Source organism: Algoriphagus sp. AGSA1, assembly GCF_021390545.1.
Lineage (GTDB): Bacteria > Bacteroidota > Bacteroidia > Cytophagales > Cyclobacteriaceae > Algoriphagus.
In genome coordinates this window covers 1-9,616 of record NZ_JAJUWR010000067.1, presented here as the reverse complement: position 1 = coordinate 9,616, position 9,616 = coordinate 1, and the positions used below count along the sequence as shown (strand labels likewise).

The 9,616-nt window shown below is 39.5% G+C and carries 8 protein-coding genes; all 8 read right to left on the bottom strand.

Translation table 11 applies throughout. The features are described 5' to 3' along the window. Window positions 1–263: 263 nt before the first annotated feature. Window positions 264–566, bottom strand: coding sequence for a hypothetical protein (locus LZF95_RS26125; RefSeq protein ID WP_233758439.1), 303 nt, complete (start codon window positions 564–566; stop codon window positions 264–266). Between the two features lie 209 nt (window positions 567–775). Further along, complete coding sequence (locus tag LZF95_RS26120; protein ID WP_233758438.1) at window positions 776–1,558, bottom strand: galactosyltransferase-related protein; 783 nt, start codon at window positions 1,556–1,558, stop codon at window positions 776–778. 4 nt (window positions 1,559–1,562) lie between these two features. Next, entirely contained in the window at window positions 1,563–2,657 is a 1,095-nt protein-coding gene (locus tag LZF95_RS26115; protein ID WP_233758437.1) for a lanthionine synthetase LanC family protein, read from the bottom strand. Window positions 2,658–2,978: 321 nt separating this feature from the next. After that, window positions 2,979–4,283 carry an HlyD family secretion protein gene (locus tag LZF95_RS26110; protein WP_233758436.1) on the bottom strand — a complete coding sequence of 435 codons (1,305 nt, stop codon included), beginning with the start codon at window positions 4,281–4,283 and terminating at the stop codon, window positions 2,979–2,981. A gap of 2 nt (window positions 4,284–4,285) precedes the next feature. Further along, window positions 4,286–6,493, bottom strand: coding sequence for a peptidase domain-containing ABC transporter (locus tag LZF95_RS26105; RefSeq protein WP_233758435.1), 2,208 nt, complete (start codon window positions 6,491–6,493; stop codon window positions 4,286–4,288). Beyond that, window positions 6,490–7,608 (bottom strand): 6-bladed beta-propeller, encoded by a 1,119-nt coding sequence (locus LZF95_RS26100; RefSeq protein ID WP_233758434.1) that lies wholly within the window; start codon window positions 7,606–7,608, stop codon window positions 6,490–6,492. Before LZF95_RS26100 ends, LZF95_RS26105 begins: the two co-directional genes overlap by 4 nt. Window positions 7,609–7,748: 140 nt before the next feature. Next, window positions 7,749–7,952, bottom strand: a complete 204-nt coding sequence (locus tag LZF95_RS26095) for a hypothetical protein (RefSeq protein ID WP_233758433.1) — start codon at window positions 7,950–7,952, stop codon at window positions 7,749–7,751. 66 nt (window positions 7,953–8,018) lie between these two features. Continuing rightward, entirely contained in the window at window positions 8,019–9,218 is a 1,200-nt protein-coding gene (locus LZF95_RS26090; RefSeq protein ID WP_233758432.1) for a hypothetical protein, read from the bottom strand. Window positions 9,219–9,616 lie beyond the last annotated feature (398 nt).

The window sequence follows — 9,616 nt, the reverse complement described above, 5'->3', positions numbered from 1 at the left end:
GGCACACACTTCAAAAATCAATTTCTCCGACTTCGTAAACATCCAGAAAAAAATGCAAACCCTCAAAAAATCAGATAATCCTATCCTCTCCGCATTGTTTCATGCTAGAAATTAGCCAAACTTGAGTGTCCCTGAAAGGGACTGCCCAGTAATACTTTGGCAATGAATCAAACATAAAAAAATTAATACCAATGAAAATACTATCCTCTTAGAAGGGAGGGTAGCATTTTTATCAATCCTACCCTCTCTTTTAAACACAATTCTCACCAGGCCATCCATCCAAAATGTGTACAACTTGAAATGTTATGACCGTTATTTTGGGCAGCATCATAATATTCAGCCCCATTATAGGCCCCACCTCCTGGTCTTGTAGCGCAACTACCTTCAGCCCATCCGGAAGTCCATCCTCCACATCCATATTCGGTATTACAACTCCTTATAACGTAAAGACTCACACAATATGCGGAAGGCCCACTTCCTGAACCTCCAAAAATATTAGTCAACTCATTTCTGTCCAGAAATTCTTCTGAAGTAAGTTCCAATTTTCCCAATTTTAACTTTTTCATTTTTTTTGATTTGTTTAAAGGATTATACTTTTTCTCTTGCCATGGCAACACTTAAGGATTGTAATTATTCACCGCAACCACATAAATTTCTACAAATCACCAAGAAATCCCTATACCTTCTTTACTAATTTTCAGTAAATTTTTACTAATAAATCTACCCTCAAGGGGGCCTCAATCAAAAGTAACTATTGAAAGAATCCAAAACAGCTTCATTTGTTCCTCCAATTTTTAACATGCATTTCCAATTCTTCCTTGGACATTGCCACAGACCTGTAAATTTCAGCCATTTTTCGACTGTCCTGGTTGGGGCTATGAAAGGTACTGTTCACCCCCCGTTCATGCGTAAGGTGATATAACACTCCTTCAATATGCTCATGTTTGTGACCCAATATCTTCCACCGATTTATCCGATCCCCATCTTCCCTGCCCCATCCATAGAATTTTTCGTTTTCCATTCCTGCATCTATATAGGTTTTCCTATGGGCTAGAAATGCCCCTCCTACAGGATTTGGATTATACAATGCCTTCATTTTTCCTTGATGCATTTCCATAAGGTCAATATCACGTGATTGAATATAAAGATCCCTAAGTATATCGGATGTATCCAGAAACTTATCCTTAAAAGGTGTGACAAAATCAACTTCTCTTTTTCTCAATAAATCAACAGCTTGGCTAAGCTGCTTAATTGGAATTATGATATCCGTGTCCCACACAATGATGTACTCCGTGTCAACAGATTTGACCAATTGATTGATGTATCTGGTTCGATGAAAAATAGCATCCATATCTTCTACAAAGACATAGTTTACCTCTATGGGCAGCAACTTGTTCAGCAACCTGGTATTTCTTTCTGAAGCCTCCAACACGCTTACCTGAGTATCAAAATTAGCCCGTATATACTCAATGGTTACCAGAGTATTCTCCAGGCGGTTGACTGTGTCAATCCGCAATGGTATTAAAAATGTAAAATCCTGTAAGTTTATCTTTTCCATAGTATTAAACTTTTACGATATCAGATTTTTTCTCTAATTTCAAATTGGCCACTTCGGACAGGTTCTCCAATAGAGTCAAAGCTATTCCAGATAACCCGGAAACCAGCCCAATGCTTTTTTTAAAAGGATCGTGAAAATCATTCTTGCCCCAGCATACTGACTTATTGATTTTATTGACAACTAGATCATCTGACTGAATAAAGAAGCTATCACCGGTAATTTCTCCCAGCTTCTCCACAATTAGCCACAAACCGCTCACGCCATCAAAAACATGAATATTAAGACTTTTACACTCCGAGTTAAAGATCGTCTCCCTATCGATACAACTCTTTAAAAACTCAGCATGCTTTCTTAAAACAGTATTATCAATCTCCTTCAACACCGTTTCGATTCCCAGTAGCAGATACAATCTATTGCTATGGAGAATGGGCAAAATGGAAAGCAAGGTTGGAAGCAAGTATTCTAAAATTCGCTCTACCTTATTCGGGTTGACCTGTAATCTCTTTGCTTTTGCCAACACCATCAATGCTAGAGGTAAATCCCAAAAGATGTTGAACAGTTGTGGTTCCCTGTCCTGAAGTTTTTCTTCCTCAATCAATTGTCCCAGTTGATTGAGCAGTCCGGCCGCTAGTTTTTGAAAAATATAGGTATTTGAAATATGACCCGATTTCAGAGAACTCTCCAGCCGATCAAGACTATAAAACAGATACCCGATAAGCCCATTCCTTAAATTCGCCGGCAGCTTATCTTTCTGATCTTCCAAGAACTTAAAAATCCTATCGTCTAGGTCACCCAAGGTATCGTCCAGATCCGCTTCCACAAAATCCGCATTGACCAAGTAGCTGATACCATAAGCTATTCCTGCCAGGCCATTTTCAAAATCTGTAGGAAGCTTGGCTTCACTTAGCTTTTCGAAAATCTCACCTACGAGACCGTCTGCTATCTCCAGAAACTTTTGGTCTTCGGTCTTCCTTGCCAAGTGGTAGAAATAGATGCTCAATCCTAGCTTTCCATTTAGTAGCCCCAACCCATGTTCCTCTTTGGTATTTTCCAACAGATATCCGTTGATTTCATGAAGTTTTTCCAATGCTTGTTTCATAGTTATTTCCTTTAGTTTTATCCAAAATCCGCAGTAAATCTTCCGCCATGTGAGTGTCCCACTCACATCCTTTTCCCTATTTTTCTGCCTACCTGATCGTCTTCATTCACGTTTTATACCATCGATCCATGAACCCGCTGCGATAACCATGGGCCGGAGAGCATGCCGTCCGCGGAGACACGAACGGCGGCGACTGTAAATCCATAGGATCAATTGATCTGTCTGAGCCGGACAAAACCTTCCAGGTTTCACCCCCTTGATTTCAACAACGAGCTGATTATCATCAAAACCTGGAAGGTTTGTGAGTTCTAGTCTTTAACTTCAATACTCAGTCACCGATTTCAACTTGAAAAACAGCCTTTCAGCCACACTCAGGTCTTCTGTAATGATCTCCGCCGTACCCAGCAGTTCTTGCGTTAGCTGAATTTCCTTTCCGTAGGAAGTTTTGGTTCCCTCCGGAAGAGAACAATACACCAGATAATTCCCTTCCTCATCGGGAGAAACAGAAATACTCCCTACTTCTCCTCTAAGGGTTCCAAATTGCTGAAAAGGGAAATTATCCAATTTGATCAATACCCGCTGTCCCATGGAAATTTTGCCCGTATTTTGCGAAGAGACAATCATTTTCCCTAGGAGTTCCGAGCGCTGCTCAGGCAGGATGGAAAAGACTTGCTCTCCTGCCTGTACAAATTGATGCTCTCCCCACACTCCCTGGAAACTGATCTCCCCATCGGTAGAGGAGACCAACATATAGTTACGCTCCCATTCCTTTACCGCCCGTTTCAAACCATGATAGGTCTGGATCAGGTTAATCAAAGCCCTGGACTCATCCTGTTCTTTGGACACTTGTGTACTTTTAAGCGTTTGCCCCGCATTGACCAACGCTTCCTGGAGTTGGGAAATGCTTATGGTCATTCCATTGACCTGTTCCTGCATTTGAAGGTATTCCATTTCCCTGTTCTCAAAATCTTTGGCTGCGATTACCCCGCCCTCAAAGAGGATCTTGTTTCGTTTGAAATCTGTCTCTACCAGACTAACCTTTCTCTCCAGGAGCTCCTTTTGAGCCAGTTGGCTTGTAAGTCGCTCATGGATTTCCTGAATGGACTGTCGGTTCCCTTCCAGCTGGACCAGGGATGGCTGAAGCCTTTCGAGCAGTCTGAATTCCATATAGCTACGTTCAAACTCCACAAATGCCGGTTCTATTTCTCCCAAGACCGCATCTGAAAGAGAATCCAACGGGAAGAAAAAGCTATTGTTCTTACCAAGAGGAATCCTATCCAGTAGCTTTTTTAGTAGTGCTACACTGTTCACATCAGCGGTGCTTTTTATACTGGCCAATGGCTGACCGGCCTGTACTTTTTCGCCATTGCCCACCCATAGCCTATCGATTTGTCCTGAGGTTCTCGCTATTGTCTTTTCGGTGGGCTCGACTGTGGTAACCATTACCCGGGACATAATAAAGTCCGGGTATTTGATGAAAAAGGACAAAAAAATCACCCCACAAGTAATTATAAATACCAGTGTGATCCCCCACCTGATCAGCCAGGCAGGAGGAGTCGTAATAATCTCTTGGACCTCCTCGGATCTGAGCTGTAAATTGTCAATGCTTGGGGGACTTTCTGGCATACCTAGTTTTCTCTGATTTTTTCCAGTTCCAATTGATTTTTCACCAGATTATAATACACTCCTGCTTGTAACACCAATTCATCATGGGTTCCTGTCTCCTTAATTTCACCTTCATCCATCACGATGATCTGGTCAGCATTTCTTACTGTACTGAGCCGATGGGCGATAATGAAAACTGTCTTCCCTTTCATAAAACGGTTTAAGTTTTCCATTACAATCCGTTCATTTTTGGCATCCAAGGCAGAGGTTGCCTCGTCAAAAAAGAGAATCTCCGGATTTTTATATACTGCACGGGCAATAAAAAGACGTTGCTTTTGCCCAGTACTGATCCCTATTCCCTCATTCCCAATTTTAGTATTGAATCTAAGGGGAAGGGATTGGATAAAGTCATAGATATTTGCAGTCTGGGAAGCCATGACTAGTCGATCGAGGTCAATTACTTCTTCTCCCACTGCAATATTTGAGGCAATGGTATCATTGAATACATAGCCTTCCTGCATTACGACGCCACAATGGTCTCTCCAGCTCCGGGGGGAGATGGAATCAAAGCCATGTCTGCCATATCGGATTTCACCCTTAGTCGGTTCATAAAATTTTAGGAAGAGTTTCATTAGGGTGGTTTTCCCGCATCCACTGGCCCCCACTACTGCCGTGATTTTTTGAGAAGGAATACACAGGCTGATTTCTTGTAGAACATTTTCATCAGCTCCCAAATACCGGAAACTGAGCTTGTCAACACTTAAATCCTCTCCGGGTATGATGTCATGGACCAGATGCCTGTCCCTGCTTTCCTCATCTTCTTTGTCGTGGATCTCGTTGAGCCGTTCCAGGCTAATCTTTGCATCTTGATAGGTGCGCACAAAGCTCACGATGCCCATAATCGGACTATTCAACTGGCCAATGATATACTGGAGAGACAGCATCATACCTAAAGTAAGCTGGCCCTCTATCACCAAAAGCGCTGAGGCAAAGGTCACCAAAATGTTTTTCAGCTCATTGATTACTGAAGATCCGACTCCTTGGGTCTGCTCCAAAGCTAGTGTCTTAATGGAAACATTGAAAAGACTGGCCTGGACAAACTCCCATTTCCAGCGTTTTTGGGTTTCGGCATTGTGCAGCTTGATCTCCTGCATGCCATTGATCAGTTCGATCACCGTACTTTGCTCCTGGCTGAGCTGTCCAAAGCGCATGTAATCCAGCTCTTTCCTGCGTTTTAGGAAATAAAGTATCCATAGGATATAGACCGCGCTTCCTCCCATAAATATCAGGAAGATCATGGGGCTATAATAAATCAATACCGCACCGAATACAAAAAGGTTAAAAAAGGAAAAGAAGGTGCTCAATGCCGTACCAGTAAGCAAGTTCTCTATTCTCCTATGGTCTCCGATCCGCTGCATGATATCCCCTGTCATCCGCGTATCAAAGAAGGAAATTGGCAGGCTCATCAGCTTGATAAAAAAATCGGATACCAGGGAAATATTGATTCGGGTACTAAGGTGGAGCAGAATCCAACTCCTAAAAACTTCAACACTCGTCCTTCCAAAAAACAACATCACTTGCGCGATTAAAACCAGGTAGATAAACCCAATATCCTGGTTTTGAATCCCAATATCAACGATACTCTGGGTCAAAAATGGAAAAATCAACTGGAGAAGGCTACCCACTAACAAACCAATACCTAGTTGGACGATCAAGCTTTTATACTTGAACAGGTACTGGAAAAGAAAACCCAATGAGCGCTTATCGGTGCTCTCCCACTTCATTTTTTTGAATCTTGGGGTGGGTTCAAGAAGCAAGGTAACCCCTTCCTTACTCTCTTCCGTGGCATTGTTACCTATCCACCGGGAGATAAACTCTTCTTTTGTAAGTTGAATTAACCCATACGCCGGATCTGAAAGATAAACCTTCCGCTTATTGATTTTATATACTACGACAAAGTGGTTCTTATCCCAATGCGCAATCAGGGGCATTTGGGAATGCTTCAATCTTTTGAAACTTAGTTTAGCACCTATAGTCTTAAATCTGATGGTCTCCGCTGCATCACTAAGTTTAAGCAGATTGCTGCCTGAGCGAGTTGTTTCTGATAGCTTTCTGATTTCCTGAAGAGAAATCAACTTGCCATAGTGCTTGGATATGATCCGTAGACAAGTAGGACCACAGTCTTTGGAGTCGGATTGTTTGTAAAAAGGAAATGATTGTTTCAGATTCACTTTAATTCAACTATTCCAATTGTTGGATTTAACTCTTCAACCCCCATGTTTTGAAATTCTCCCTCTTTTATATAATAAAAAACATCATTTTCTAAATCCAGAGGTCTTAGAACTACTGGTTGATCATCTTCGTCCAAGATTCCAACTTCAAGGTTATAGCCCTTGGATTCCTTCTTGCTGTATATAAACAACTTCTTATCCTTATTCCGGGCGTATTCACAAATTATGTAAGAAGAAGAATACATAATATTATAGATATCAACTGCCTTCTCGCCATTCTCATCAAAATGAGGTTCTTCAAAATCAAGCTTTACAAATGGGATTATCGAATCTCCCTCAAATTTGTAAAGGGTATCTCTAAGTATATTTTCTTGTGTCAATACTGGAGCGTACAAAAATGCATCATCAATAGTATTGCTTAAAAAGTGCTTACTAGTATATCTAATTCCATTAGCTTTTTTAAGTATTGTATTTCTAAAAAGAATGCTGTCAGTAATATCGAGCATACGGTTCAATTTAAATAATATAGTTTGGTTAGAATACCCACCTTCAACAGGAATCCAATCTCTATTGAAAATTAGAATTGGCTTTTGATCAACTATGCTTATATAATGGATAAAATCAGAAAACTTCTTTTCTTTTAAGAATTCATAATTCTTGTCATACACTAACAGCTTCCGAACTCCTCCTAAATAAATTAAACCTAATTCTTGATCAATTTCAATTGAATATGCGCTACTATACTCACCTGGGCCTTCTCCTCTAACTCCAAATTTCCCAATAAAATTTCCTTTGGAATCAAAAATAAATACCCTACCGCTGGTATCACGAATAAGTAAATTCCTGTTAAAAATCTTTACCTCTAAAATAGATGTTAAGTAAGAACCATTTTTAGTCTCCATCTGCACTAAATCTAATGACTTAGCTATATCTGATAAGTGTAAATTTGAATCCGTTGTTCTTGGAATTTCTATCGAATTAATCCCTGATTTTGGAGATTTAGAGCATCCTGTACAAATACATGATATTGATAAGAAGAGTCCATATAGGATTAAAATATTTATGCGAGGTACATATTTGCTTTCAATTAAAACTCTATTTATTGAATGATACATGTTTATAATCATGACTTTATGTTACTAAATAATTTAATTAGCTAAAAAATTATTACCCAACACATTAAGAAAACAGGAATAATGCTTTAAAAAAAATATTAAAATTAATCCCAAGCTACTCCACAATCTGTTTGACATCCTTAAGCACAACCTGCGTCTGTATATGGATCACCATCTGTCTGAACTATAAATAGAACTCCATCTCCATAGTGACCTTCTGCGTTTTTCTCAATTGCTTCCTCAATACACTTTTCAAAATACTCCCGATTGTAATACGCACTGAATTGATGATCATCTTGACATATTAAAATATATTCCAATCCCATTTCCGAAGCATTAGACATGATTTTTTTTCATTGTTTCCAAAATATTTATGACGTTAGTAGGAATTGCCTTTATCATATTTTAGATTACTGTTTTGGTGGTGGTGGCGGCAATGGAATTCCGGAGTTCTTGTTATTTTTCCTTGTCGAAAAATCAGATATATTGTTTTCCTCAAACATGGATAGGGGTCTAGCTCTCTTATCTATTATTTCCCCCTCATTGGCAAAAAGGAAATAGTGGGGAAATTCCCCTTCCCAGTCAAACAACAAAGCGAACTGCTTCTTTAATATGGGGCCTGACTCACCCACCACCAAAAAGCAGTTTTCCTTTTTTAAATTGTATCTCTCTACAATATTGAGCCATTTTGTTTTATCATTTTCGAAAAACAACCAAATAGGTCGTACTTTTTTAGAGTTGTCCAAATGTCTTGTTTTTGCATAGACAGACATTTCTTCCAGACAGGGCTTGCACCAGGATCCTGAAAAATCAAATAATAGATAGGGCTGCTCAGTTCTCTCAAACAGATCTTCAAAAACAAGCTCTTTATCATTTACATCAAACAATCGGGCGCCTCTAATTTCATTGTTTATATATCCCGATTTATCAGTTCCGCGATTGGGATTCTGATTTAGTTGAATTGCATAATTCTTAAAAGCAGGATAGGTTAGTTTGTCAATAATTCCTGACTTTTCTTGTTCGCTTAACATTCCGTCTTTATAAAGATTTAGCAATGCATACTGTTTAACGGTATCATTACAGCCATTGAACTTTTTAATAATAGATTGTGAGTCTAGATCCATTTCCTTGAAAAAGCGATAGATGGCTTCATATTTTCCCCACGTCATGATGTTATCAAAATCATCTTCTTGCACGCAAGAGTATTGAAGGATATTTAGCACACTTTTTTCAATTGCATTTCTTAAAGATTCCTCTTTGGTGTAGGTATAAAGATGCATTATCCTGTACATTAATTGCCGTTCAAACTGTTCTGCACCAAATTTTTTTACAGTTTTAAAAATAGGACTGTCATGTTTCAGGTTTGGGTGCTCTTTGTAAATCAGTTCCGTCCATTTATCGGCCATCGCGCCAAGACGTTCTATAGACAGGGATTCAACCATTCCATCAGCAGATTTTATCTTTTTGAGAGAATCGTAAATATTGGACAAATATTTATTGAACGAGGGCAGGATACCAACATTTCTTTGTTTAAAGAATACATTTCCGTGATTAATGTGTAAGGTGTCCTTATAGCGCTCCTTAGTTTGTAATAATACCTCAAAGTCCATGTTTAAGCTATCTCCCGGCTCTATATATAAAAAACTGAAACCTAGGGACAAATAAGTCGGCTTTTCTATAGCTACTCTTATTACTGTCTTCAGATTGGTTAAGGTATCAATTGAATTGGAGGGGGGAGCAATATACCTAGGACTAAAAAACAGAGGATTATGCTGTGCAAGCGACAAAGATTCCCTGTCAGCATTCTTTTTGAGGTTTATTACAATTGTGGTGTTATATACTTCCTCCTTTCGGTCAGTCAGGACTTCTGTAGTCTGCGCATAACAACTAGGTTTCCGTTGCGTGCGAAGCACGAACGATGAAACCGATGTTGCACGGAACCGGTGAGGTTCTTATGGGGATTGAGTTAGGTTTTCAGGAGTTTTATAAAGGAGCTATTACCCCAAAA

Excerpts from the sequence above, each read along its gene's own strand:
- LZF95_RS26125 (WP_233758439.1), bottom strand. The coding sequence starts at position 566 with ATGAAAAAGTTAAAATTGGGAAAATTGGAACTTACTTCAGAAGAATTT.
- LZF95_RS26120 (WP_233758438.1), bottom strand. The coding sequence starts at position 1,558 with ATGGAAAAGATAAACTTACAGGATTTTACATTTTTAATACCATTGCGG.
- LZF95_RS26115 (WP_233758437.1), bottom strand. The coding sequence starts at position 2,657 with ATGAAACAAGCATTGGAAAAACTTCATGAAATCAACGGATATCTGTTG.
- LZF95_RS26110 (WP_233758436.1), bottom strand. The coding sequence starts at position 4,283 with ATGCCAGAAAGTCCCCCAAGCATTGACAATTTACAGCTCAGATCCGAG.
- LZF95_RS26100 (WP_233758434.1), bottom strand. The coding sequence starts at position 7,608 with ATGTATCATTCAATAAATAGAGTTTTAATTGAAAGCAAATATGTACCT.
- LZF95_RS26095 (WP_233758433.1), bottom strand. The coding sequence starts at position 7,952 with ATGTCTAATGCTTCGGAAATGGGATTGGAATATATTTTAATATGTCAA.
- LZF95_RS26090 (WP_233758432.1), bottom strand. The coding sequence starts at position 9,218 with ATGGACTTTGAGGTATTATTACAAACTAAGGAGCGCTATAAGGACACC.